We start from the raw sequence: 24883 nt of genomic DNA on the forward strand, positions 1-24883 counted from the left end.
TTCATAATACCTCTAGCATTTGGCGAATTTGTTCATCGGTCGTAAACCCTTGTAGCGGGCGCCGAATACGGAACACACGAATCTGCGCAGCCAGCCGGACGCATTGGACAAAATGCCACTCTCTTAAGCCCATTACATCAACCAGATCATACCAATACGTATTGTTGATGAGGCGGCTAATCTTATCCGCCCCTCGCAGCTCCTCTACCTCGACCACTGAGCAATCTTCCGGCACCAGCTCGAATAAAGCGTGAAGCTTGCGATTGCTGGTCACGAATTGCTCCGGCGGTATCGGGATATTGAACTTGTCCCGCACGCCCGGTATACGCTCGAATGCCTCGACACCTCCGAAAATTCGAGTGGCCGTATCCCGCCATAGCCGCTGGATCGGGAAGCCCGGGTAAATTGTCGCGCCCTCCGCATTCTCCAGCTCCAACGCCGCGATATCGTCCGCGAGGAAGGCATAACCATGCTTATTGAGCGTAGCCGTCACCGTTGACTTGCCTGCGCCGGACTGACCGGTCACGATGATTCCCTTGCCATCGACCAGCAGGGCGCTTCCATGAATCGGCAGCTTGCCCCGCTGCAGCAACAGCGCACCGATGCACGTCCCTGAGAAGAAGCTGCTAAACGCATAATCCGTGCTGCGCTCATCTTTCTCTACGACAACTTCTCTCCCGTCCTGTATTAAGTAAGAAGCGATTTCTTTAATTCGATAGGCGAATGAGCCTGGTCGATCGACAACGAATGAATTCTCCCCGGACGGACCCGGAAATGTCACCGGAACGTGACCCTCTCGGACGATAACATCGGCACGGCCGGTTCCAGGCAAGTAACCGCCAAGCGGAAAACTAGACTCGATCTGCATGCCGAATGCATGGTAACGATAGGTTTCCATAACTGACACAAGCTCTCCTCTTTCCTGACTTGCGCCGCTGGCTCTTCAGCGCGGCTTTATTGGAAATTTCTGATGAAAAGTGCGTAGAAACTTACCGACAATGACAGCAAGCAGCACGTGATGAGCCACCTGTACATCCTTAACCGCTCCCTCGTACGGGATTTCCCCCAGCACGCGGCGGACCTTGTCCATGTCCAGATAGCGGTCCGCATGTTCCAACTCGACCACACGCTCCAACTCCTGCCGAATTTCAGGCCATTCCGCTTGGAGACGATACAGCCAATCCGCGCTTTGTACGCCTTTGGTCTTCATATTGTTGCGAATCGGGTCAGGCAGTATTCCTGCCATCGCCCGACGGAGCAAGTAGCGCTCGTTGCCATGACGGACGTATTGATCCGAGGGGATTGAGAGACAGAACTCCACGATGCGCCGATCCCGCGAAGCATCCCGGATTATTATGCCGGTCTCGAGCGACAGCTTCGTCTCGATCGCCCCGATATGGCTGAGATTCAGCGGGCTCACCCGGATCAGCTTCTCTTCCTCATAGCTCCGGAACTGCGTCGTCAACAGATTGGCTCCCATGCGGTCCAACCGTTCCTCTACGCCCCATTTGTCGATTAGCGTTCGATTCACAATGACATTGTCGAATCGATCGAATGCCGGCTGACGCCGCCGTGCTCGCAGGTCCCGCAGACGATACGGAATTGCCGTGCGAATGGCAAATTTAAATGCCTGCCGCACCGGACGCCGGAACAACCGAGCTAGCCCGTGAATCTCCCGATATCCAGCGATCCATCGGCCCGAACGAAAAAGAGACAGGAAATGCGCGACAAATTCACCGTAAGATATGGTGCCGTTGCCCACCTGTCCATTCAGCATGATACGGCATCCGTCCGCGGCCGCCTTGTGCAGGATAGGGCGGTACCAGGACATATTACGAAACACCTTGTACGGCGATCCGAACACCTGAAGCAGATTATCCATATCGACCCAGGCATTGTGCTCGGCATAGTCGCAATATGTAATATTTATATTGGGGTAAGCCTCCCCGATCAACCGAATCTCTCCGGACTCGTCATAAATATCGGCCCGGCTCTCGGGCTCGTCCCGGAAATCCCGAACCGGAATCGAGCTGTATGCCTGCAGCCGCTTCTCGTCGGTCGCCAACTGCCCTGCCGCCACGCACCCGATCGATCCCGAATCCATACCGCCGCTCAGCATGATGCCGACCTCGCCTGCGCTGCGCAGCCGACAGTTGACGGCCTCGCGGAACAGGTCGAGAAAAGCCGCAACATACTCCTCGTCCGTTCGAAAACGAATAGGTGGATGCGCGAGCGGATCCCAATACCTGACCGTGCGGAAGCCGCTCGCTCCCCATACACCGTAGTGTGCAGGAAGCATCTGCCGGATATCCCGATAGATCGTCTCGCCGGCCTCGGTCTCATGATGAATGCTGTCTATCGCAAGAAAGTCTGCCAGCCATTTCTCATTGAGCTCCACCTCGGGGCAGACGGTCCCGAGCAGCGGCTGCTCGACGGTACAAAAACCGATTAGCGGTCCCTGCACATAATAGTACAAGGCTCGCGTGCCTACGGCATCGCGCGCGAAGTATAGCTCCTGCCGCTCACGATCCCAGATCGCGAACGCATAATCGCCGAGAAGCCGCTTGGGACAATCATGCCCCCACCGCTCGTACGCAAGCATAACAAGCTCGCTGTCCGTCATCTCCGCTTGCCGCTCGTCCGGTACGCCGAATTCGCAGAACAGCTCGCTGCGATTGTCGATAATGGCATCCGCCGTAATCAGATATCGATCCTTCACGCGTCGCGGGAGCACCTCTCTGACCGACTCCGGTGAATGATACGTGTGGCCGCAGCCAAAAAACGCATGCACCTCCGTCTCTGTCTCGACTCGATCAAAAGGATAGACTTTGAGCTTTGCCATCGCGGCCGCTCCTATATCCTCCAATGCGGAAATGTCCTCCCACGCCACTACTCCAAATATGGCTCCCACTGCGCTTGCCCTCCTATCCAGTATCTATACGACCGTCTACTCCCGGCCGCTCAGGCTGGCAAACTGTGCGACCGGACGGAAATTAGGGCTCTCGTCGCCCCCTGTCAAAATCAACCTGCCGCAGCGCAGCCAGGCATGCGCGATCATTTGATTGGCATCGTCCTTGCCGACTCCCAAGTACAGCGTCGTCGGCACACGCAGAATTCGAAGCAGCAGCTGCGCCGTGAGCGCCTTGACCAGACACTTGCTTTCCCAAGGCGTAAACCGGCTCACCCGCTCGACGATCCAGCCGACCTTGGCCGCCTGCGACATCTGCGCGCGCTCTACATCCTCGGGCGTACTCCCGCTCTTACGTCCCATGATTTGCGCCAATCGGCGAAAGGGTACGACGAGAATTGCAAACCGGAACGTGCCCATCAGGATGTAGGAAGCAACGACCAACAGCTTCATCTTCCATGGCAGCCTGGCAACCACTCGAAGACGGTGCCACAGGCCTCTGTTCAATAATTTACCGATCTGCGGTATTACCCCCACCACCATCCGAATCATACTATTACTCAATTATTCTACTAGTATACCATTCCCAGTACGAGACGACTACGGCGACTCGTAGCTTGTCGAAAATTATTGCCACTTCTTTATAAGAAAGCTATAATGAATGTTAGAACTGCTACTATTTTACCATATTTTTATAATGATAGTATTAAAGAACTAATATGGAGATCCTACTATGACGACAAGGCTGACTGCAACGATTGGCGAATTTATTTGGGTCGTGGATTGTCAATCGGATTCTGCCGCCGCATTGTTTAGCTTGACCTTCCCGGATTTGGACACCGACTCGCCGGGCGACAATCCGTGCTTGACCATTATGTTACAGGACAGCTAGACCGGGCAACGGCTGGGGAACGGCTGGCGGTAAAATTTAAACTGGGGCAGATAGGTCCATGACTACACTGGGTCTATCTGCCTCTGACGTTCTATTATTTGACTTCAGGAGGCATCCGCGCATGATGAACCGCCACCAAGAATCCGTCATTCAGCTCCTCGGCCGGCTACTGACTCCCAATCTCGAGTCAGATCCCGTCGATACCCCGGATTTTCAGTCTGCCGACGAGCTTGACGCGACGATGGACTCTGCCATTCGCCAAGGCGTGGGGGCAGTCTTATTCCAACAGCTGAATCGGCTTCGGCAGGTGCAATCCGGCGGTAATCAAGAGAGCTGGAACCATCTCAAGAAACGCTTCGTCAACGAAACTCTCCGCAATCTGTGGATGCTGCGACAAGCTAAGGTTTTGCTCGACTTGCTCGAGCAGGAGATGCTTGACCCCATTGTCCTCAAAGGAATTGCGATTGGCAGGCTCTACCCCCAGCCGGAGCATCGGTTGATGGCCGACCTCGATATTTTCGTACGGCCGGAGCATTGGGACCTCGCTAGAGCAATCCTGGCTCGAGAAGGCTACGTCCAGACCGAACCGGACGACTATAATGCGCTGCATATTGAATACCAGAAGCCCGATGGCTTGACCGTTGAGCTTCATCGTAATCTAATTCATACCGATTACTTCGGCGATCGCAACCAGCATGTCTGGTACAGAGCCGTCTGGGAGCGGACGCGCCGCGTCGATCTGAAAGGCATAACCTTCACGGCCCTTTCGGCTGAGGACGAGCTTATCAACCAGGTAATGCATTTCGCCTCGCACTTCATCTATCATGGCATCAAGCTCCGGCACCTGTTCGAGATGGCGCTTATTATGAAGTCGCATCCCGAGATGGACTGGCCTTATATTGTCCGTATGCTGGACACGACAGGCTTTCTTCCCTTCGGCAGCCTATTGCTACGGGTATGCGCACTGTATTTCGGGACCGAGCCGGGAGATGGAATTCCTCTTGTAGATGCAATCGAAACCAAGAGGTTTATGCAGGATATGCTTGGACACTTTGCGGAAGAACAAGCGGAAGGCGACTTCGCGAGCTGGGTCCGTGTCGGCGCTTCCTTGCGGCCGGACTATAATACGGCGGGCAAGCAGCCTCGCATTTGGCTGCTCGTCGCCAAGGTCCAGTATCGGACGCATGGCATTAAGTTGCTTGCACTCCTCCACGGCTTGCGCCGCAACGTGGTTGTAGCCAATAAGAAAGTCGACGTCATCCGCCGATACGGCTTGGTTGTTCGGTAATAAATCTCCTCCTCTATCCCTCATGCATCGGCATCTGCATCTTTAAAAAGGATCTCCAAGCTTCTGTAACGACACATTTAAAAGGCACCTTTTAGGTGCCTTAAACAAACTACTGTTCACGCTGCTAGCTTTTTTATTTCCAAAATCTCTTTAATTTACCCGCTTTCTCACCCGGAAGCCCATGAATAAAACGATCGGCGTCATTACGACCTATATCTCCGATTACATCTTCCCTTCCATTATCCGCGGCATTGAACGCCGATTAAACGAAGATAACTATTCCTTGCTGTTATCCAGTACCAATAATGATATCGCGCAGGAAAAAAAGCGCTCGAAATGATGCTGTCCTACGGCGTGGATGGACTCATTATCGAGCCTACCCGAAGCAATGTATACAACCCCAATATCGCTTACTACCTGTCGTTCAAGGAGCAGGACGTTCCTTTCGCGATGATCAATGCCTACTATGAAGAGTTGGAGGTTCCTTCCTTCTGTCTGGATGACGTGCAATCCAGCTATCTCGCAACCCGAATGAAAGGATATATTAAGGCTCTTGGGGAAGCCAAACTACGGTTCCATCCCGAGCATGTGCTTTCCTTCGATACGGAGACGAATATTTAGAAAACTCCAAGCCCCGCAAAATCTCGCAATCAAGAATTTTCGCCCTATTTATGATACGGTTCACCGCGCTGTCTGTAACGGCAAGTTTTGTTTTAATTGTCTTGTCCCGTTGACCAAATTTTACCTGGAACCTATAATTGTGATAATTATACATGAAGGTGAGTGATTCTCATGCAAATGCTTAACTCCAATACGTCCATCAATACGGTGCGGAAGGGATAAATCTAAATGATTTGATCCCTTCCGTGGTAAATCTAATTCACGGAGGGAAAGTAAATGTCTTTTAGTTACTATGGAGAACTATGTACAGAGGTCTATGACCTTACTAAGAAAATCGGTCAATCTTTTGGCGGTGATATAGAATATTACCGTGACAGACTTAAACATTGTAAGGGTCGTATTCTTGAAGCAATGGTAGGGTCTGGACGTGTAATCATTCCGCTTCTCGAATCAGGTCTTAATGTAGATGGAATTGACTATTCTCCTGAAATGTTGGCTTCTTGCCGTCAACGTTGTGAGGAACGAAACTTAGTCGTCAATTTGTATGAATCAAATCTCCAAGAACTTTCTTTGCCCGATAAATATGAAGCTATTATTATTCCAGGTGGTTCTTTCTTGTTAATTGAAAAACGAGAGGAGTCACTAAACGCTTTGAAGTGCCTTTACAACCATCTTCAGCCAGGTGGGCGTCTAATTCTTGATCTTTTCCTACCTGACAATAACTTTGAGTGTGGTCAGTTTGGTGGAACGTCAACATTCAACTTACCGAATGGAGACATCATCACAATGGAAGGCAAGCTTGTTGAAGCAGATTTATACAATCAATACAAAGTTTCATATCTAAAATACGAAAAATGGCGTAACGGTACACTTATCCAGACCGAATTACAACGTTTTGCATTACGTTGGTATGGTATCGAAGAATTTAAACTCGTATTAGAAAGCATCGGCTTTTCGGATGTGGTTGTATCAGCTGATTTCGAATACGGCAAAGCACCAACAAATGGGAAGCAGAAATTTGTTTATGAAGCGATACGACAGTAAATAGACCACAGGGGTTCTTGGTTTTAAGCCAAGGCCTCTGTTTTTTTCCTACCTTAAAAACGAAACGAAGCCATTTTCAAAGTTATATCATATCCATGATCCAGTACCAAGACCCCTTTTTCGAGGGGTCATTTTCGTTTTCAGGAGGGACGTAGAATGCGAATCATCAAATCACAACAGGACTTTGTGCTTTCCGCAAGCAAAAGTCCCCCTCCAGATACCGCATCGTTTTGTGACCACAAAAATCTCACAGATGCCCGTTTGCGCCATCTTTGCCGCCTAACGTGGCCCATCCCAAACACATGCCCAGCAAAGCGCCTTTCCAAGCCCGCTGCGGGATTTTCCGAAAAAACTTGCCGTTACTTGTGGTACGGTTCACCGTAATGTATCTAAACACAAAGTGCTGCTTGACCACAAAATATACATCAGCGTATAAAGAAAAACCAATCCTGACAATGGAGTGGTTTCATTAATTAGAGCTTCACTTTATTTCACTATCGTATTCTATAGTTTTCGTGCCTTGATTACAAAGGTTACAGGAAGCATCTTTGCTTTTTTTGCAAAATCGCCGTTACTCGATAGCATAATTTCATCATCAGATTCTTCAATCATTTGCTCAATGACAAATCCCTCTTTCGCCAACGCATTCACATAGGTTGATAGTTTGCGGTCCGATAATGTTAGCGTACTTTCGCCAAGAGTTACCGAATACCAAGATTCATCGAAATAACATTTTTTAAAAACAAGCCTATCATTGTCTGCAGCAACACATTTGTGTATCGGGTGAGACCAGCTGAAAATAAATACCCCGTCTTTTTTTAGGTAACAAGCAATGCGGCGAAAAGTCCCCTCAAGGTCGGTTGTCCAGCCTATGGCATAAATCGAATAAACAAAGTCAAAATAATCCTCTGGTATGCCACATTCTTCTTCCATGGGAGAACAGATTAATGTCGCTGAAAGACCGCTCGCCGTCAAATGCTGCTTTGTCTTTTCGATTTGGTTTTCCGATAAATCCGTCCCCCATAGTTCAGATGCTTTGCGTTCCCCCAGATATTGCAAGGATTGACCGCTTCCACAGCCTATTTCTAGTATCTTTTTTCCCGAGACATCGCCAAAAAGCTGGCACTTTTCTTCCGAGACAAATGCTCCATAGAACGGAAGTGCGGTTGCTCCTAAAACATCATTTCCTTTTGTATCCCAAAATACGCTATTTGTTTCATGAATACTACGCTGATCCATGTCGACCGAGATGGCGCTAACCTCACCACCGCCTATCATGTTAGTTCTATGAACAGAACTCTTGTCCATGCCGTCGTCCTCCCAAAATAAGATTAACTAAATATAACCAAATATTCCAACCCATCATATCGCACGTATGTTCTTATGTAAATGCATTCTATTACGAATTATTAGATACGTTAGTCGAAAGATATTTCATTTCCATTTTAGACCACTGGATGTTACAAAAATCGGTGGCTTAAGATTTAGAAACGCTTTTATTCTAAGCGGTTAAAATTCAAGGTAAGACGGTATTTTTGCAGTCTAACCATATGCTAAAAAATAAAACAGGGGCACTCTACTGAGTGCCCACGGGTTAAGCAAATTGAAACCCCTTAGGAAAATGGAGGTTCCCACAGCTTCTTTTTCCATCCGAAGTTGTTCCCGGTCACTTGCAAATGGTCATCCAAGGTTATATCTATACCGAAAGGAAGCTTTTCACCATGCCGAAAACGGACGTCTCGCAGTTCTACCTTGTAACCGTTCTGAATTTTTTGACATGAAATATGCACACGATGCGCAAATGCAAGAAAGCTGCGGACGCCGTCACTGCCCATGACCGCTTGAACGACATCGTTCCGCTCCCCCTTTTGGAATATCGTTTCTTCCCTTAGAAGGGTTCCGCTGATTGAGCCTGCAATATACGTTTGATCGGTTTCGTGAACGTATCCCCATTTATGGGGCAGCCACCTGGGAATTAAGAAGGAATGCCCTTCGACTCCATAACGCCCTCGAACAACTTGCAGCATCAAGCGTTGAAGCACAATACGGTATCCAATAAAGAGAAAAGTTAGAACAAATAAAAGAGGGAATACAACCTGTGCCGCCATGACGCCAAACAGCCATAACAACAAACCCGCTAAATGAAGCCCAAAAATGACAGGGTCAAAAATGGGGATGGCATCGCCATGAAACCATTTCCTTGAGATCGGCCGGAAACATTGCACGCCGTACGCATTGAATAAATCGAGGAAAACATGAAGCACGACACCGGCCATTGTCCAGAGGAACAGCAGGAGCATATAATCCCAAGCATGAAAAAGATACGCAATCAAAGGAGTAAGTAAAACCGGCCAACCGACTAGCATCGGCAATGAATGGCTGAACCCCCTATGATGCAATAAGTATGACTCATATCCGCGTATACGAATGACAGAATCGAAATCGGGAGCATTCGAGCCGACGATAGCTGCCGCAAATAATCCGTAAACAACTGATGAATGGCTGCCGATGGCAGGATCGGATAAAACCATTGCCAGTCCGCCTAAAGTCACGCCGAGAAGAAGATGGCTTGCGGTATCCATATCAATCACCTCATCACTGAAATTTAGGTCATAAGCTTCTGTTCAGCTCTACCCGTTAATGGGAAATCCGGTGTTATAGAAGGACGGCCCATGGAAATATAGTGCAAGCCAGATCGTTACAGTTTACGGCCATCGCCGCAGTGTCTAACATATTTCTAGCATCAAAAACGTACGGCGACCTCATCGTCTTCCTCAATCTGACCCAGTCCAAGTGGCCGAACTGATGCCAATCGGTTGCAATCACCACGCAATCGCTACTGGCAGCTGCCGCATACATATCTGTGACTATCGAGTAATTCAGCAATCCCTCAAGCTCTGCATCACGGATCATGTCCTCAAGCCCCGGCTCCCAGATCGGCATAAAGCCGGATTTTAGCAGCATGATTTTATCATCATTTACATCTATGCACACCACCTGGTGTCCAAAACTAGCCAAGGCTGCCCCGGTGACCAACCCGACATATTCCCGTTCCAATGACTGCAATTTTCAAGCGGATTCACCTTCTCCCTGAATGCGTTGGCTTCCTGCCGTCTCCGGATTTTGCTCCGCTTTCACAATCTGCTGACAGCGAGTGTAAATCGACGCCATTGCATGATCCCAAGTGCGGGATTGAGCATGTTCCCTCGCCTCCGTACGGAACAATTGCCATTTGCCTTGTTCGTCGAACCAATCGACCAAAGCCGCAAGAAAGCTCTCCACATTTCCCGCTTGAGCGTGCAAGCCGGTTATTCCATGCTGGACGATCTCCGTCACTCCTCCTTTGTCGGCTACTATAGCAGGGAGACCGGAGGCCGCCGCCTCCAACACAACGTTGCCGAAGGTTTCCGTGGCAGAGGGAAAAACAAATAAATCGGAGGATGCATACAATTCGGCAAGCTCTTCCCCGCTCCGGTAGCCGGTAAAGGTGACATTCTGCGGGGCTTCCATTCGAGCTTGTTCCATCATCGGACCATCGCCAACGACAAGCCAATGCACTTGACCTCGTATTCGGTCCGGTAACCGATGCATTAATTGTAGCAAAACATCCAAATCTTTCTCCGGAGCCAGTCGACCAACGAATAGCAAAAGATAACGTTCCTTGATCCCGTAAAACTCGCGAACACGATCGGAGCGCTTCGCGGGCGTGAACCTGTCGCAGTCAACCCCCCGTGACCATAGCTCCAGATTACTCAATCCCTTGGATTGCAATAGATTAATCGTCTCCTGCGAAGGAGCGAAGATGGCACGGCAGTTACGATGAAACCATTTCATATACGACCAGTACCAGGAATGCGCAAACGGAAACCAATAAGACGCGAGATACTGGTCGAAATGGGTATGATACGAGGCAACTATGGGGATATGAAGCTTCTGGGCGGCATATGCACCGGCAAGACCTACATTAAATGGAGTGGCAATATGAACAATGTCGGGTTTGAATTGAGCAAGTTCATTGCGTATACGCAGCAAGTTTGGAATAACGAATCGATGTTCCGGATAAGCCCAGAAGGGGACACTGGCCAGCCGGCACACCAGATCCTCATAGACAGGCTCTGGCTCTGTGGGTACGAACAGCTTGCAGTCAACACCATGCATGGACAGATAGTCGGTCCAGCGCTCCAAGGTAAGCGCGACGCCATTGACTTGGGGGACAAACGTGTCTGAAAAAACAGCAATCCTCATCAATTCACTCCCTTTTTCAGATCTATCCCCAAAGTAACACGTTTTCATTATCGCTAATTCATCGCAAAGTAATTTTTATGAAAATTTCGCTCTTTTCGGATTAAAATTTCTTTAATAAAAAAAAAAAGGCACCTCTTTCGAGATGCATCCTAATCAACTATAAAATTTTTATTTAAAATAAAAATCACCGTCCGATTCCCGATAGGAATCTTGAACGGCGACAGTTTTAGAGTCATCACTTAAGTGGCATTTCTTTCGGGTAAAAGCCGATATCACTTTGCAAGGCTAGTCGGCCAATTCCACCAGCAGCTTGCCAAGCCGGTCAAGGTTCTGTTCATTAGCTTCTATGCAGATCGGCTTGGCTTGTTCAAACTCCTCTTTCTCCTTAAAAAGTTGACGGAAGGTGACCCTGGTGCGGCCATCGAAGCCCTCGAAGGTAGCCGTTACCCGAAATTCGTGAACGTTTAGATGATCAATCACGACCCGCTCCGTCGGCACGATCTCAACAAAGACATTATGGTTAGGATAATCCACGCCATCCGGTCCATGCATGGTGAATAACCACATGCCTCCCGGTCTCATATCGCACTCGTGAAACGTGTTCGTAAAGCCTTCAGGCCCCCACCACCTTGCTAACAAATCGGGAGTTGTCCAGGCCCGAAACACAAGCTCCCGCGGGACATCGTACTCGCGCGAAGCAATAAGTTCATTTTCACCTATAGTCATGCTCCTATCTCCCCTTCTACTACCTTGCCCAGTGTGTCCAACATGATGTTTGTACCGTGTTCTCGTATTTCTGGCGTATCATGTCCATCAAAGAATGCACCTTGTTCCGTGAAAATCAGCTTCGTACCGCCCTCCACCTTGATAAGCTCGACCGTTGTGATCGAGACGGAGATGCGTATGTCGCCCGAATCCAGGGTGTACGTATAGACAATGCGCTGCTCTGGAACAAGCTCCTGGTAGCTGGCGTCGAAGGTAAAGATCGGCCCTTCCGGCGGCCCTCCTCTGCTATACTCGCGCCCGCCAACCTGGAAATCGAAGATGTCTGGCTTCGAAAACCACTTGGCTTTGGCAATCGGGTTGGCCCATGCGTGATAAACCCGCTCCGGTGAAGCGGCATAAGTCCGCTCGACGACGAAGGTTCCATGCTTGACGAATCGTTCGTTCATTGATTTTCCTCCTTATGTTTCGGTATTCCGTTCTCCTCGGCAAGAAAGTCTCCCAACAGGTCCAAATGCCGCTCCCAACTCGTTTGCCGCTCAATGATTGGTTTCTCAAATCTCATCTTCATCGCTTGCAGAAGGCTCGTGAAATCTTCAACCGTTAAATCCGCCTTGCCCTGCATAAGCTTGGATACATGACTGAGCTGCTCCAATAGTTTCTGCTGCAGTTGGATCTGTTCTTTGATTTGGTTTATTTGAAGGGTGACGATCTCAAGCGGAGTGATCCTCCCGCCAATTAACGCCGACTTAATCTCCTCGAGAGATAACCCCAGCTCTTTAAGCGATAATATCTGGTGCAATCGCGACAAGTCCAATTCATTGTACAGCCTGTGGCCGGATTCCGTTTGTCCCGACGGAGAGAACAACCCGATTTGATCATAAAACCGCAAGGTTCGTACGGTAATTCCCGTCAGCTTGGCGAGATCTCCGACCTTCCAATGTTTCTTCATGAACCATCTCCACTCTTTGGCGCTAGCTTATGTACCGGTAGCTCTATTGTAAAACATTACGTTACGTAAGGTGCAAGCGAAATCGTTAAAATACCATCACTCTTTTTCCAACATAATGTTACAACACGTTACTACATGAAGATCTCGATTTTTGTTTTAAATACTTCAAATCATTCCAAGCTATTTAGCTTCCAGCACGTCATCGTTTATCGTTCGTGAAACGCTAGAAAGTCAGCACGATCAAGCCTTTTCCTCTTCTTACTTTGTCACCTTTTCGAATGAAACAACCTTGCTTCAGGGTTGACATTCGAGCAAAGATTTTTGTCTAAATATTTTTATGAATCTGGTTTACAACTCGACAGAAGTTCTATTGCAAGCTTGATATAATCTAGTTAACTCTTAATACTAGGTTGGGGGGAATGGAAGAATGGAAGCTATTTTATTGTTCATCTGGAATCTAATGATGGTAATCAAACGGGAAAATGCAAATCAGAACGATAAAGGTAATCCAGCCTGTCTTGGCATAATCTATTCGTTTGAAGCGTACTTGATTGATAAGCAATCCATAACCGTCCTGCCGGATTGGCAAAAGAATAATGAGCCTCTGCAGCCATTCATCCCTATACAAAAAAGCCCGCAACGCAACCCGCGTACCGATTGGCAGATTTGGTGCGAAAATAATAAAATGTTGTTCCAGAGCACCGCTTAGCGTTAACGTAAAGTTAGATCGCTCTAATTGTTGCATAATACCACATAGACTGTGAATTTCCAGTGGTGTGCCTTGGTTAACCCATTTACAATTGAAAGGAATGAAAAAAAATGAAACCAATTTTGTTCTTTTTCTGGAATCTTATAATGGGAGTCAAACGAGTCCATATCAAACAGCTTCATAAGCAAACAACATGTCCCGTTTTAATCTATTCGTTTGAAGTGCATATGATGGGGAAACAAACGGTGGCCGTCTTGCCGAGTAGGCAGAATCAGCATTGCATTAAGCTGCAGCAACCGCTCCCTATGCAGAAAGACCCTCAAAATAACCCCCTGGCCGAATGGCAGATTAGGTGCGAGAACAATAAGATGTTGTTCCAAAATTCCGCTTGAGGAGCCATATGCAGCAAAATATCTGTAGAACGAAATTGAGGAGCACCCGTCTGGGTGCTCCTTTATATTTTATTGAGGCTCACCGTATCAACTCTAGGGCGAAATGATTTGGATACCTCTTTGGGTGCCCTTTCTATTGCATTGGACTTAGACGGCTTCAATTCATCTCCCTTTACAAAAAGCTTACACTAAGAGAAATCAATCTATGGTAATCTACAGATGCAGAAAAAATACAACAAGTTTTGACACCGGTGTCAAATGAATTTGAACTTCAGATTGTTTAAGGAGATAGATGATGGATAAAAAATATACGATCCGAGATATCGCCAATCTTTCAGGATTTTCTTTTAAAACGGTATCTCGTGTCATTAATAATGAACCCAATGTGAAATCGGCTACGAAGCAGAAGGTTATGAAAGTGATCGACGAAACTAATTTTAAACCAAACCTCTTTGCCAAAAATTTAAACAGTAAAACCGTGAAAAACATACTTGTCTCGGTACGTAAAACACCAGGACAGAACACGACACAGTGGTTTGATATTTTCATGGCGCACGCGAATCAGATCGCTAGAAGTCATCAATATACGATCATTCAAGAAGTCATTTACGACGACAATGAGTTAAGCGGATCCATGCTGGAGCAGTTCGGCGGTTTTATCGATGTACTGGTTTTATTTTATGTCGAGAAGCACGACAAACGAATTGAGATCGCGAGGCGTAATCAAATTCCTTTTATCTCTTTTGAGAAAAATAACGAAATCCCAATTTCAATCTCAAATAACAACCGAAAAGGTGTCGAAGATGTCGCCGAATATTTATTCGAGAAACAGTTAACGCGGATTTGTTTTCTGCTGGGAGGTGAATTCGAGGTGAATATTGAACGGGCAGACGCCTTATCGGATGCGTATACCCGTCATCAAATCCCTCTTGCCGACCTAGAAATCGTATACCATATGAATGCTTTGGAGAAAATCAAGCAACTTGTCGAATATAAAATCCAAGAGCATGAACTTCCTCAAGTATTTTTTGTTTCCGGCGATGAGAAAGCAATAGCGGTTTATCACGCTCTTAACCGCCACGGCATATCCATTCCAGCAGATGTTTCCGTCATCGGATTTGATAACATTCCAATGTCCAGCTACTATTCACCGCCGCTAACCACGATGGGACAAGACTTTGAGAGGTTGGCTCATGAAATGTTTGTGGTTATTGCCAAAATATTTAATGGCGAAGAAAACATTCAATCCATTGAAGTAGATCCCCAGCTGATCATCCGAGAAAGCGTCCGAATCTAACCTAGATGGACCGAAGGAACATTCCGTGTGTTTTTACACACGTTTAAATATTAAGCAATATTGACAACGGTGTCATAAAATGGGGAGCGATAATGATGAGCATAAAATTTTGGTTCAAAAGCACGATGATTGCAATGACGATTGTATGTTTACTGACAGCTTGTGGTAAGCCGGCCGAATCCGATAACGCGAACAAAACCCAACCAAGCGACACTAGTAATCAAGCTCCTGTCGAAGTGGAATTTATGTCTAATGCGTCGGGCGGAACGTTGGAAGCTTATAAATCCATTGTCGATAAGTTTAATACCGAACAAAACGGCGTCTCCGTTAAATTAACGAGCGTCAGTGACGGGTACGAAAATTTGCTCAATGTCAAAATGGCAAACAACGATTTGCCGGATTTATGGTCGACGCACGGTTGGTCGGTTCGCAAATACAGTGAATATCTGCTTCCGCTCAACGATCAGCCATGGGCTTCTGAACTAGTAGACGAAATTAAGCCAACGATTACGGACGAGCAAGGCAACTTCTTCGTTTTGCCCTTGAATGTCGACTTGAGCGGCATGCTATATAACGAGCAGGTATTGGCTGACTTAAACATACCCGTGCCGGAAACGTGGGATCAATTCCTGGCCGCATGCGAGAAGATCAAACAAGCCCATTTAACGCCCATTCATATCGGTGGCAAAGAAGCCGGTGATGTAGCTGGATTCATCAATCGGGTCTCCTTGTCGTTATTAATCGGAAATAGTGAATACAAGTATGGAGAAGAACTGACCAGCGGAAATTTCGACTGGAGCAACTTCCGTAAGGTTTCGGAATTTATTCTTAATCTCAAAAATAAAGGCTATTTGAACGTTGATCATTTGACAGCAGACAAGCAAGGTACATTTACAGGAATGGCACAAAATAAAGTAGCTTTTGCCTTCCAATCCAATCTGTCCATCGTTGAGATCTTGAAGCTGAATCCAGAAGCGAAAATCTCCTTGATGCGTTTGCCCGTTGCCCGTACGCAGGATCAGCCTTTTCTAATTAGCGGTGAACGCGATGCCGTAGGGGTATGGAAAGACTCCAAGCATCAAAAAGAAGCGTTACAATTCCTCGAGTACTTGGCTAATCCGGAAAATGTTCGCACCGTCGCCCAAAGCTACTCCTTACCTGCAGGTATCAAAGGTGTGGAGGTGGACCTAGGACCACTGCAAGCTGTATTTTCCAAATACTCCAATGTTCAAGTTTTAAACCATTTCGACCGCGACTATTTGCCTAATGGAATGTGGAATACGTTGAAATCGGTTGGTCCTTCCTTGTTGGCTGGAGAAATGAATCCGGATCAAGTGTCGAAAGCAATGAAGGATGATTACGATCGCCTCCGCAACGCCGCGAAGTAACTAGCACACCAGGGTGCAATGGGGTTTTGCAAATCATATTAGCGAAACCCCACGCGCCTGACTTCAGGGAGGATGCCTAAATGATGTTGAAGCGATACTATCGGAGGTTTGTCAGTAACAACTTATTCCTCCTTTGTATTCCCGCACTTGTTTTATTTGCTGTGTTTCAGTTTTATCCGCTCATTCACGGCATAAAAATTTCGTTGACCGATTGGAACGGCTATTCTCCGAAGTATCATTTCGTTGGATTAGACAACTATACCCACCTGTTCACAGATGAAAAAATCAAGAAAGCCCTAATGAACACCTTCATTTATGGGTTCGGCACAACGATTATTCAGAACGTCTGGGGGCTGTTATACGCACTGCTGCTTAACTTAAACTTCGCTGGACGGAATCTGGTTCGGACTGTCGTCTATATGCCTGTGCTTATTTCTGGCCTCATTATGGGATATATTTGGTATTTTCTCGTTCAGTACGACGGCGGCGCTTTGAACGAATTGCTGCTGCTGGTAGGTGCCGAGCCCATCGACTGGCTTGCAGACGGCGACCGTGCCGTTCATATTATCGTGTGGGTGACCAGCCTTCAGTATGTCGGTCAAGCGATGATTATCTATCTAGCCGGATTAAAGATTATTCCCCACATGTACTACGAAGCGGCCGAAATCGACGGTGCTAGTGTGTTGAGCCGCTTTTTCCGAATTACGTTACCGTTATTAATGCCAGCCATCATTACGAGTGTGACACTCAAGCTGATCGCGGGCTTGCAGCTATTCGATAAAATCATGGCGCTAACTAGCGGGGGACCCGGCTTCAGCACTCATTCTATCTCAACTATGATCAGTTATTTGTATCATGGCAATCAGAATGCCGGTTATGCGGCAGCTCTCGGCGTAGGACTATTCGTGTTGGTTATCGTTCTGACTTTGGTAACGAATCGGTTCCTATACAAAAAAGAAGTGGAGTTTTAAGCTATGAAAAATCGAATTTTCCCGTTCATTGGCTTGCTTATTATGGCGGTCCATCTCGTTCCGTTGTATATCACTGTCACTGTAGCGCTCAAGCATAAATCGGATTTAAGTTCCCGATGGGTTTTGCCTAATTATTTATCGTTTGATAACTTCCTAAGGGCGATTGAGGAAGCGAGCTTGCTTCGAGCATTCTCGAATACGATGATCATGACCGTGGCGACCGTCGTACTCGTCGTGCTCTTCAGCTCCATGGCCGGGTATCCGTTGTCACGCATCAAATCCAAGGCGAGCAGAATAATTATGAACGTGATCTTGGCGGTCATGATGATTCCTTCGCTCAGTATTATCGTACCCTTGTACAGCGTATTGCACAGCATGGGCGGGATCAATTCATACTGGGGCATGATTCTTGTATTAACGACAAACAATTTGCCGATGGGTATTTTCCTTTACGCGAATTTCATTAATACCATCCCTAAGGAGCTGGACGAAGCCGCAGTCGTCGATGGATGCAACCGATACAGCGCCTTCTATCGCGTAATCCTGCCCCAACTCAAACCAGTAACAGCAACGGTCATTATATTGAAAGGGCTCGGCGCTTGGAATAACTACGGGTATGCCCTGTTTTTCCTTCAAGACGAGGAGAAGCAGACGATAACACTGGCCATCTCCAAGTTTTTCTCGGAATTTATGTACAATATGAATGCCGCTTCGGCTGCCGCACTTCTAGCTGTTATTCCGGTCATTTTGGTGTTTGTGTTCTTACAGAGGTTTTTCATATCCGGTTTAACGGACGGAGCTGTGAAATAATGATTAATCACGCAGACAAGGAGAATTTTTATGAGCTTTGAAACATTCGTTTCCGATCTAGAAAGACGATGGAATCAAGATATGAGCAATAGACCGGAGGAATGGGTCGTTTCGAAGAGTCTAGCGAGCAAAATAACGCAGGACGGGCAAATGAATGACTTTTACGGTGCTACCTCTGTTATCCCATTGTCCGACTCTGATCGCCAAAAGTGCCGGATTGCTCAAGAGCGGCTGCTTGAAGTGTTGGAGCATCGAATAGTAAAACTCGTACCCGAGACGTTCCATTTGACGATCCATACTTTCAACAATGTCAATAACACACCTATTGGCATACAGGTCATTCAGGAAAATTTGGCGCAGCTTGAAGAAGCTATCGAGTCGGAATATCGGAGCATAGCCGCACAATACAGAGGGCAGTGCATTCGAATGCGTGCACTTGGAGCAAGCACCAGCGGCAAAGATGCCGTCAGTATTAAATATGTTCCAGCATCCGAGTGTGATTACAACATATTAATCGATTTATACAACCGGATGGAGAAGATCTTTCCTGAACGCAAGCCCTATGTGCCCCACGTATCGCTTGGTTACTTCAAACTGAAGAAGCTTGAACAGAAAGAAATCGCCTTGTTATATGATACACTCGAACTTATGTGCAAGGTGCTGGACTTGGATATCGTTCTAGACGTCGATCATTTCGTCTATCAACGTCATTTTCATATGAACGACTTTCGGGATATTTTTAGAGTGAAGGAATGCCGTTAGACTTGGAATGGTGAAGGAATAAGCCTAGCATATTAAGAATAGACCCTTCTGTGTTGTGGCAGAAGGGTCTATTAATAGCGTGAGCCATTGCTTTTGCAAGCCCAAACCCGATACCTTTACTAGCTCTTGTTATCCATGGCAATCTTGTTAGTCAAATCAAATTGAGGGTACATCTTGGCGGCCTCCCTCTTCCATGCAATCATCCATTTTATATATGATTGTTTCATAGCTATTCGCCCATAATGCTGAAGACTCTTTCTCGATGTGAAGATCGTCCCTTCCAGTGCGATAGAGCATATTTTTCCTATCTTTGAGAAATTCGTCTGCTTGGGTTTCCTTGTCAAACTGAACGAGCACAGGAGCCTCTGACAAATTAACGATAATCAAAAACTTGATGCCATTGTGCTGCCTTATGTAGGATAACACCATTTTTTCCGAGTTCCGTATGAACTCTAATTCGCCCGCCCAAAATGCCGGCTGATTTGTTCGAAGATGGATCAGGAATTTATAGTGCTCGAATATCCTTGTATCAAACGAATCCCAGTTGAGTTTATACTCATCGAATAAGGACGTCCATGTTTCCATCGTATTCTCATTAAATTCCTGTCCCATCATGATGAGGGGAACGCCTTCGAGCGTCAGTAAGATTGAAGCAGCAGGTCCTGCATGCTCCACACCCAAATACTCCCTGACTCTGGACTGTTCTTTCTCCTCAAGCCAATTCATCCTCAGAGAATTTTTAGGAAAGCTGTACTTGTAAGAGTTATAAATCGTTATAAAATCAGTCTGTGTAATCGTTCTGTCAATCATCTGACGAATAAGAATTCGAGGATTCCCGTTATAGGTTAAATCACAGGCTTCAATATGATGATATTCATCGTATGACTGAGAGATCAGGATGAGATCCCCTTTTACTTCCAGCAGGGCTTGCTTGATCTCTGTGAGGAAATCATAGGGAGTAATGTCCGAATCATCCAATCGAATTCCGTCAAAATCAAACTCGGTAATCCAGTATTTCATAGCCTCAATTACATATTTCCTCATGTCGCAGCTGCTAAAATCTAAACCAGCAAAATACTCTCGATGGGGCACATCATAGTAGATCTCATCTTGTTCATTATGTGTAAAATATTCTGGATGACTTCCTGTCAGAATATGATCCACACTGGTGCGGTTCAAGACCCAATCCAATATGACCCTGATCCCGTTTGCATGAGCTTTGCGCATAAATAACAATAAATCATCTTTGGTTCCGAATTCTGGATCTATCGAATAAAAATCTTTTACCGCATAAGGGTCACCGTATTTACCAATCCTACGTTCATGTCCCACTTCGTTAAACGGCATCAGCCACAGCGTATTGATTCCCATTTCTTTAAAATAGCCGATCTTATCAGCCAGTCCTCGGAAACCGGTTTCTGTATACGCACGGAGATGAAGCTCATAAATGACCGATTTTTTAATCCATTCAGGACTAGAAAGGGCTGTAAAGTTCTCATACATGTATCCTGGGTGATTTTTTGAAATCTCATTTGTTCTGATCAGTACATCACCATATTCAGTTACAGTAATCGCAGAGTTATTCTGCCCATCTTCCGATACACTCGGATTCAACGGGTCTAAAATCCACGCTTCCCCATTCACCACAAACTTATAGAGATGTCTTCCCTTAAGAATAGGTAATTCAATCTCCCAACCTGTCGCATCCTCCATTCTGTTCATGTAGTTTCTATCGCCATTCCAATTATTAAAGGTCCCTGCTAGAGCAACGCTATTGACAGGAGTATCCGTATAATAAACAAATCGTACACCCTTAGATCCCTTTGTTGGAAATTTAGTCAGCATGGTATGAAATCACCTCGAAGATTATTTATTCTCTTCTCCTATCGTATCTGTATTGAAACAGGCTTCCAATATCCGATACCACTCCATAATGATGCTATTCTGTTGTGATCATCCGGCCCATACCATGAATGGTTTCGTTAGCTCTGGCTATGATGGTGTCTTTAAAGCTTTTAGGGGAACAATGATGGACTCGTTTAAACAACTTGTAGAAGTGTGATATGTTCGGCAAGCCAACCTGCTCAGCAATCTGTGCAATGCTAAGATCTTCGGTTAGAAGCAGGCGTTCTGCATATTTGATTCTGCGATGAATGACATAGTCAGTGAAAGTAATGCCCATAGTCTGTTTAAAATATTTAAGGAAATAGGTATAGCTGAAACTGACGAGAAGACAAGCCTGCTCAACCGTTATTTTATCGGATAAATGAGCTTCCACATAATCGAAAACTAACTTTAGCTTGGCATAGTTCATCGATCGGTTGTGTTCTAACATTCCCTCATTGTCATGACGTAATAATAAAAAAAGACATTTCTTTACCAAATAGTTAATGGCCATCTCATAGCCTCTCTGCCTCTGTTCATGTTCCTGTTGCAATTCTATTACCGTGCTGTAGAATTGTTGCCGCAATTCCGAATTCTCCCTAAATAATGTGTTTAACTTTACTAAAGGCAGCATTGATTCCTGGAACAAATAAAGGAAAGGAAGCATGTTAGAATCAAAGAATGCCTCCAGCTCGAATTGGAGCACAACATAATCAACCACTTCGTTTTGTTTTCTCTGATCAAGATGGGGTTCGCAAGAACCCAAAATCAACACATCCCCCGCTCGCAAGTGATAAACTTCAGCTGGTGTGTGGATTTCCATTCTTCCAGATCGTACAGCAATAATCTCTATCTGCGGATGGAAATGCCACCCATGCTGACAGATGATCCTACTGTGAAAGCTGCGCACTTGAATACGAAGTAGCGGGTCGTTATAAAGAATTGGCTCTTTAAATAATTCCATAAGATAGACACCTCGTCGCTTCGGAAGCAATTTTCCGCACCCTGAAAGAGATTAATGCCAAAAATTCGCCCTATTTGTGATAAGGTTCAGCATATCATTCTAAAGGCGAAATTCTTTAAGCAAAAAGGATCTGGAAGCTTACTTTCAGATCCTTTTTCCATATTGAGGCTTTGAATTCCTTTATTTTCACATCAAACACTAATAAATTTTTCAGGGGTAACTAATTATTATTTCGTTTGTTAACTTCAATCGCAATGAACTCCGGCAAATAATTGGGAGTACAGCCCTTTGATACCATTTCATCTTTATAAAGACCCGTTTTCTCACCAAGTTCAATACAACGTGCTCGATTCTTTTGATCATAAACGCCTATCCAGCCTGCTGTGAAATTCATAGCCCATTGAACTTCCGGTTCTTCCTTCGCCATATTAGCTTCAATTGCAGATAGTAAGTCTTCGGTGTTATCAGGAGGTGTTTGTCCAGTCCATCTCAATCGCCCTTTATAATACCAGAAGGCTCGCCTTTGAAGAGCAGAAGGACTATTTTCCCATAACTCCATCAATGCAATTTTCTTCTTGTCTTTGGTGAGCTGATTAGCCATTAACCAATCCATTAAGTTATTTCGCTCTTCAAATGTGTGAATCTGCATATCCTTATCAAGCTTATTTAGCACATCTTCTGAAAGAAGTTTTTTGTCCATAATTAAGATTGCCAATAGTCTGGGCAAAAACCCTTCGGTTGACCAAAGTTCCATAGCTAGTTCGTGATCTATTTTAATGTCCTTCGCGATTTTTCGTAAGTCGCCTAGCTTAGTTTTACTATTGATCTGTGGTAGAATGTTTTCTGCTTTTGAAGAGCGTTTCATTTCAGTACTTTTATTCTTATTCATTTGACACAACTCCTTTATTAAAGCACTGTTTCATAATATGTCCATGGCCCGATATATGCCCCAACCAACGAGCAACATCGGCATCGAATCGGCAAGACACTGACGATAGAATCCCTCGTACTTGGAAATTCAGAGTTCATCCGGGTGAAATATTAGGCTGTGGAAATCCTCATCAGAGATCATTGGAGAATGATAAGTCTTTTCCTTTATCTCTGGAATATCAGTAATAATTTCTATTGGGTTCCCTGGTTTATTGGAGTGAAGAACTTCATAATAATGAACCTCCCCTAAAACCAGCTCCTTATGGAAATAAGGAAGCTCGTTTGCTGGACTGAACCACAAACCGAAAGAAGTGTAGGTATCATCAAATAATTCTGGATCTGGTCCAAAGAATAGGACATAATTATAAGTTCCTTTGATCAAACTACTCTCATAAACTATTCCTTGGTATCCTAATTGACGAATGTACTCGGCTAAAACTTGTGTTGGAACGTATTCTAAGTCTTTTTCTTTATCTAAGATGGGTTTGCTAATCTCCCATTTAAACTGTGTGATAAACTCATCAATCCAAATAAGATCATGATCATAGTTCTCATCAAAAATGCTGAGCTTGGGTATCTGTGGCTTTATTGATAAGTCGAGTACTTTAATATCTTTCTTAGGATAAAAAGCGCCGACAATTACTTTACCTCCTACTATCGCGCGAATTTCCTGTAGGCATGTGGATAATGAATTAGCTAGATACATGTATGAAATTCCTGCAGGGCTCATTCGATTATTAGGTGCATACTTAATTGGCGCAGGTGATGTTTCCTTATAAGCATTAATATCACTAAGCGTTTTGCTATCTTCTAACTCAAATGATCTTGCTCGAATCAATGTGTTTTGAGAATTGAGTGTGGCTTGCATTGAGTTGAATACAATTTCTAGCTGGTTAAGTAATTTTCCACGGTCTGATTGTGGTCCCCCAATATCAAAGTATCGATTGAAATGCATGCAAGCGAATTTAAATTGCTCCCAAGCAGTATAGGCAGTGGTGCTCTCACTACCGTATAGTTCATTTGTTAAGACTAAACACGGATCATGGACATCTCTATAATCGTCCTCTGCACCTTGCATAATATCCCGATCAGTTGGTCCGCTAGCACGAATCATATCCTTTATTATTTTGTTTATAACAATAGTATTAACGTAGGTATCGTCAAATATTGCTTCTTCCTCGGTGAGAATATCAACAACTGATTTTCCACTGGTTGAATAGCAACCATCTTCGGAGTCATAAAAGGCACCAGTTCCATCGTTGAGATGTTCATATGCTTTGCCAATACATTCTCTAACGTAGCATCCGACATCTTCTATAGGACAAACATATATTCCATTACTTTGACAATAGTCACAGTTACCCACTTGATATTTGTCCTGAATGAACTTAACAATGCCTGTAGATTGGAAACAATTTTCGCAACAGTACTTGTCCCACATACATATACGCCCCCTAGTATGGGAAATTTAATCATTGTAGTATTTATCGGATAGATAATTCGAACCCGCGATGCACAGTTTAGAAAACCATAGAGCTATTAATTAAGAATTTATCAATTTATTTTTAAATAAAAATAGATGTAAATAAAGGGTACCTAACAAGGCACCCTACAAAATGAGATGTTTTCAGATAACCGTAACTTCAGTTTCTGTTTCAACTACAGCTTCTACCTCTGCCCTAATCAAATCATAAATCTCAAGATGACCATCTATTGCTTCAAAACTCACTACTAATGAGTAAAAGGCTTTAATGTTTGGATCTTTATTCCATCCAGGATGTCCAATAACAGCTATATTGAACCCATTTGTTAACTCATGAGATTTTATAACGGCCCAATCTTTTTGAAGTGTGCCCGAATTTCTTGAAACACCGTCAATTCCTGTATTAATACGATTGCCGATAGTCCAAGGAATATTAGATTCATCATCCCTTTGCTGATGATTTCTTCCATGGAGAACACGATTAGTAAATGAAGTAGGACTTTCACCAATATTACTACTTTTCCAATCAAGCCATGTCGCTAAATAACCCCTCAATTTCTTCCTTGTTCTTCTCGGTTTAGCTACATAGGATAAAGTTATTTCAATTAAGATATCATGCT

Annotated in this window: 24 protein-coding genes and 1 pseudogene; 10 read left to right on the forward strand and 15 right to left on the reverse strand. The window is 45.3% G+C overall.

Features of this window, described 5'->3' with window-relative positions:
- Position 1: 1 nt before the first annotated feature.
- Genes AC2TDN_RS13765 through AC2TDN_RS13775 form a run of 3 tightly spaced genes read right to left on the reverse strand, consistent with a single transcriptional unit; the run spans position 2 to position 3361 of the window.
- Positions 2-898 (reverse strand): hypothetical protein, encoded by an 897-nt coding sequence (locus tag AC2TDN_RS13765; RefSeq protein WP_484688457.1) that lies wholly within the window; start codon positions 896-898, stop codon positions 2-4.
- A 45-nt stretch (positions 899-943) separates the two neighbouring features.
- Positions 944-2911: an asparagine synthase-related protein gene (locus tag AC2TDN_RS13770; RefSeq protein ID WP_484688383.1), complete on the reverse strand. Its 1968-nt coding sequence runs from the start codon at positions 2909-2911 to the stop codon at positions 944-946.
- Between the two features lie 36 nt (positions 2912-2947).
- On the reverse strand, positions 2948-3361 hold the full coding sequence (locus tag AC2TDN_RS13775) for a lasso peptide biosynthesis B2 protein (RefSeq protein ID WP_482066205.1): 414 nt from the start codon (positions 3359-3361) through the stop codon (positions 2948-2950).
- Positions 3362-3641: 280 nt separating this feature from the next.
- Here AC2TDN_RS13775 and AC2TDN_RS13780 point away from each other — a divergent pair, with 280 nt between their 5' ends.
- The 4 genes and pseudogenes from AC2TDN_RS13780 (at position 3642) to AC2TDN_RS13795 (ending at position 6753) form a co-directional block, all read left to right on the forward strand.
- Complete coding sequence (locus tag AC2TDN_RS13780; RefSeq protein WP_484688384.1) at positions 3642-3800, forward strand: hypothetical protein; 159 nt, start codon at positions 3642-3644, stop codon at positions 3798-3800.
- A gap of 241 nt (positions 3801-4041) precedes the next feature.
- Positions 4042-5088 (forward strand): nucleotidyltransferase domain-containing protein, encoded by a 1047-nt coding sequence (locus tag AC2TDN_RS13785; protein ID WP_484688385.1) that lies wholly within the window; start codon positions 4042-4044, stop codon positions 5086-5088.
- Positions 5089-5272: 184 nt separating this feature from the next.
- Positions 5273-5706 (forward strand): annotated as a pseudogene (locus tag AC2TDN_RS13790) (type 1 periplasmic-binding domain-containing protein); the annotation flags it as partial.
- 279 nt (positions 5707-5985) lie between these two features.
- Positions 5986-6753, forward strand: a complete 768-nt coding sequence (locus tag AC2TDN_RS13795; RefSeq protein WP_482066208.1) for a class I SAM-dependent methyltransferase — start codon at positions 5986-5988, stop codon at positions 6751-6753.
- A gap of 504 nt (positions 6754-7257) precedes the next feature.
- Here the strand turns inward: AC2TDN_RS13795 and AC2TDN_RS13800 are convergent.
- From AC2TDN_RS13800 to AC2TDN_RS13830, 7 genes are all read right to left on the reverse strand, one after another.
- Entirely contained in the window at positions 7258-8061 is an 804-nt protein-coding gene (locus AC2TDN_RS13800) for a class I SAM-dependent methyltransferase (RefSeq protein WP_484688386.1), read from the reverse strand.
- A gap of 305 nt (positions 8062-8366) precedes the next feature.
- On the reverse strand, positions 8367-9335 hold the full coding sequence (locus AC2TDN_RS13805; RefSeq protein ID WP_482066211.1) for a metal-dependent hydrolase: 969 nt from the start codon (positions 9333-9335) through the stop codon (positions 8367-8369).
- Between the two features lie 73 nt (positions 9336-9408).
- Complete coding sequence (locus AC2TDN_RS13810; RefSeq protein ID WP_484688387.1) at positions 9409-9819, reverse strand: UDP binding domain-containing protein; 411 nt, start codon at positions 9817-9819, stop codon at positions 9409-9411.
- A gap of 3 nt (positions 9820-9822) precedes the next feature.
- A complete protein-coding gene (locus AC2TDN_RS13815; protein ID WP_484688388.1) occupies positions 9823-11046 on the reverse strand; it encodes a glycosyltransferase family 4 protein in 1224 nt (407 codons plus the stop codon).
- A 237-nt stretch (positions 11047-11283) separates the two neighbouring features.
- Entirely contained in the window at positions 11284-11724 is a 441-nt protein-coding gene (locus tag AC2TDN_RS13820) for an SRPBCC family protein (RefSeq protein WP_482066214.1), read from the reverse strand.
- The gene (locus AC2TDN_RS13825) at positions 11721-12170 is read right to left on the reverse strand and encodes an SRPBCC family protein (protein WP_482066215.1); all 450 of its coding nucleotides are present in this window, start codon (positions 12168-12170) and stop codon (positions 11721-11723) included. The genes AC2TDN_RS13820 and AC2TDN_RS13825 overlap by 4 nt, the downstream gene beginning before the upstream one ends.
- Positions 12167-12673: a MerR family transcriptional regulator gene (locus tag AC2TDN_RS13830; protein WP_484688389.1), complete on the reverse strand. Its 507-nt coding sequence runs from the start codon at positions 12671-12673 to the stop codon at positions 12167-12169. The genes AC2TDN_RS13825 and AC2TDN_RS13830 overlap by 4 nt, the downstream gene beginning before the upstream one ends.
- Before the next feature lie 427 nt (positions 12674-13100).
- Between AC2TDN_RS13830 and AC2TDN_RS13835 the strand changes: the two genes are divergently transcribed.
- The 6 genes from AC2TDN_RS13835 to AC2TDN_RS13860 all read left to right on the forward strand — a co-directional run bounded on the left by AC2TDN_RS13835 (position 13101) and on the right by AC2TDN_RS13860 (position 19002).
- Positions 13101-13382: a hypothetical protein gene (locus AC2TDN_RS13835; RefSeq protein ID WP_482066217.1), complete on the forward strand. Its 282-nt coding sequence runs from the start codon at positions 13101-13103 to the stop codon at positions 13380-13382.
- 684 nt (positions 13383-14066) lie between these two features.
- Entirely contained in the window at positions 14067-15071 is a 1005-nt protein-coding gene (locus tag AC2TDN_RS13840; protein ID WP_482066218.1) for a LacI family DNA-binding transcriptional regulator, read from the forward strand.
- Between the two features lie 95 nt (positions 15072-15166).
- On the forward strand, positions 15167-16459 hold the full coding sequence (locus AC2TDN_RS13845; RefSeq protein WP_484688390.1) for an ABC transporter substrate-binding protein: 1293 nt from the start codon (positions 15167-15169) through the stop codon (positions 16457-16459).
- An 80-nt stretch (positions 16460-16539) separates the two neighbouring features.
- Positions 16540-17430 carry a carbohydrate ABC transporter permease gene (locus AC2TDN_RS13850; protein WP_484688391.1) on the forward strand — a complete coding sequence of 297 codons (891 nt, stop codon included), beginning with the start codon at positions 16540-16542 and terminating at the stop codon, positions 17428-17430.
- A 3-nt stretch (positions 17431-17433) separates the two neighbouring features.
- On the forward strand, positions 17434-18240 hold the full coding sequence (locus AC2TDN_RS13855) for a carbohydrate ABC transporter permease (protein ID WP_484688392.1): 807 nt from the start codon (positions 17434-17436) through the stop codon (positions 18238-18240).
- Between the two features lie 30 nt (positions 18241-18270).
- Positions 18271-19002, forward strand: coding sequence for a hypothetical protein (locus AC2TDN_RS13860; protein WP_484688393.1), 732 nt, complete (start codon positions 18271-18273; stop codon positions 19000-19002).
- 156 nt (positions 19003-19158) lie between these two features.
- On the opposite strand, the gene AC2TDN_RS13865 is transcribed toward AC2TDN_RS13860, so the two are convergent.
- The 5 genes from AC2TDN_RS13865 to AC2TDN_RS13885 all read right to left on the reverse strand — a co-directional run bounded on the left by AC2TDN_RS13865 (position 19159) and on the right by AC2TDN_RS13885 (position 24818).
- Entirely contained in the window at positions 19159-20847 is a 1689-nt protein-coding gene (locus tag AC2TDN_RS13865) for an alpha-amylase family glycosyl hydrolase (protein ID WP_484688394.1), read from the reverse strand.
- A 94-nt stretch (positions 20848-20941) separates the two neighbouring features.
- Positions 20942-21850: an AraC family transcriptional regulator gene (locus AC2TDN_RS13870; RefSeq protein ID WP_484688395.1), complete on the reverse strand. Its 909-nt coding sequence runs from the start codon at positions 21848-21850 to the stop codon at positions 20942-20944.
- Positions 21851-22070: 220 nt separating this feature from the next.
- The gene (locus tag AC2TDN_RS13875; protein WP_484688396.1) at positions 22071-22739 is read right to left on the reverse strand and encodes a DNA alkylation repair protein; all 669 of its coding nucleotides are present in this window, start codon (positions 22737-22739) and stop codon (positions 22071-22073) included.
- A gap of 129 nt (positions 22740-22868) precedes the next feature.
- Positions 22869-24221 carry an RES family NAD+ phosphorylase gene (locus AC2TDN_RS13880; RefSeq protein WP_484688397.1) on the reverse strand — a complete coding sequence of 451 codons (1353 nt, stop codon included), beginning with the start codon at positions 24219-24221 and terminating at the stop codon, positions 22869-22871.
- Positions 24222-24407: 186 nt separating this feature from the next.
- On the reverse strand, positions 24408-24818 hold the full coding sequence (locus AC2TDN_RS13885) for a hypothetical protein (protein WP_484688398.1): 411 nt from the start codon (positions 24816-24818) through the stop codon (positions 24408-24410).
- Between the last annotated feature and the right edge of the window lie 65 nt (positions 24819-24883).

The organism is Paenibacillus sp. Y660 (assembly GCF_057221575.1).

Coding starts and splice junctions, on each gene's coding strand:
- AC2TDN_RS13765 (WP_484688457.1), bottom strand. CDS start 898: ATGGAAACCTATCGTTACCATGCATTCGGCATGCAGATCGAGTCTAGT.
- AC2TDN_RS13775 (WP_482066205.1), bottom strand. CDS start 3,361: ATGAAGCTGTTGGTCGTTGCTTCCTACATCCTGATGGGCACGTTCCGG.
- AC2TDN_RS13780 (WP_484688384.1), top strand. CDS start 3,642: ATGACGACAAGGCTGACTGCAACGATTGGCGAATTTATTTGGGTCGTG.
- AC2TDN_RS13785 (WP_484688385.1), top strand. CDS start 4,042: ATGGACTCTGCCATTCGCCAAGGCGTGGGGGCAGTCTTATTCCAACAG.
- AC2TDN_RS13795 (WP_482066208.1), top strand. CDS start 5,986: ATGTCTTTTAGTTACTATGGAGAACTATGTACAGAGGTCTATGACCTT.
- AC2TDN_RS13800 (WP_484688386.1), bottom strand. CDS start 8,061: ATGGACAAGAGTTCTGTTCATAGAACTAACATGATAGGCGGTGGTGAG.
- AC2TDN_RS13805 (WP_482066211.1), bottom strand. CDS start 9,335: ATGGATACCGCAAGCCATCTTCTTCTCGGCGTGACTTTAGGCGGACTG.
- AC2TDN_RS13815 (WP_484688388.1), bottom strand. CDS start 11,046: ATGAAAACGTGTTACTTTGGGGATAGATCTGAAAAAGGGAGTGAATTG.
- AC2TDN_RS13820 (WP_482066214.1), bottom strand. CDS start 11,724: ATGACTATAGGTGAAAATGAACTTATTGCTTCGCGCGAGTACGATGTC.
- AC2TDN_RS13825 (WP_482066215.1), bottom strand. CDS start 12,170: ATGAACGAACGATTCGTCAAGCATGGAACCTTCGTCGTCGAGCGGACT.
- AC2TDN_RS13830 (WP_484688389.1), bottom strand. CDS start 12,673: ATGAAGAAACATTGGAAGGTCGGAGATCTCGCCAAGCTGACGGGAATT.
- AC2TDN_RS13835 (WP_482066217.1), top strand. CDS start 13,101: ATGGAAGCTATTTTATTGTTCATCTGGAATCTAATGATGGTAATCAAA.
- AC2TDN_RS13840 (WP_482066218.1), top strand. CDS start 14,067: ATGATGGATAAAAAATATACGATCCGAGATATCGCCAATCTTTCAGGA.
- AC2TDN_RS13845 (WP_484688390.1), top strand. CDS start 15,167: ATGAGCATAAAATTTTGGTTCAAAAGCACGATGATTGCAATGACGATT.
- AC2TDN_RS13850 (WP_484688391.1), top strand. CDS start 16,540: ATGATGTTGAAGCGATACTATCGGAGGTTTGTCAGTAACAACTTATTC.
- AC2TDN_RS13855 (WP_484688392.1), top strand. CDS start 17,434: ATGAAAAATCGAATTTTCCCGTTCATTGGCTTGCTTATTATGGCGGTC.
- AC2TDN_RS13860 (WP_484688393.1), top strand. CDS start 18,271: ATGAGCTTTGAAACATTCGTTTCCGATCTAGAAAGACGATGGAATCAA.
- AC2TDN_RS13865 (WP_484688394.1), bottom strand. CDS start 20,847: ATGCTGACTAAATTTCCAACAAAGGGATCTAAGGGTGTACGATTTGTT.
- AC2TDN_RS13870 (WP_484688395.1), bottom strand. CDS start 21,850: ATGGAATTATTTAAAGAGCCAATTCTTTATAACGACCCGCTACTTCGT.
- AC2TDN_RS13875 (WP_484688396.1), bottom strand. CDS start 22,739: ATGAATAAGAATAAAAGTACTGAAATGAAACGCTCTTCAAAAGCAGAA.
- AC2TDN_RS13880 (WP_484688397.1), bottom strand. CDS start 24,221: ATGTGGGACAAGTACTGTTGCGAAAATTGTTTCCAATCTACAGGCATT.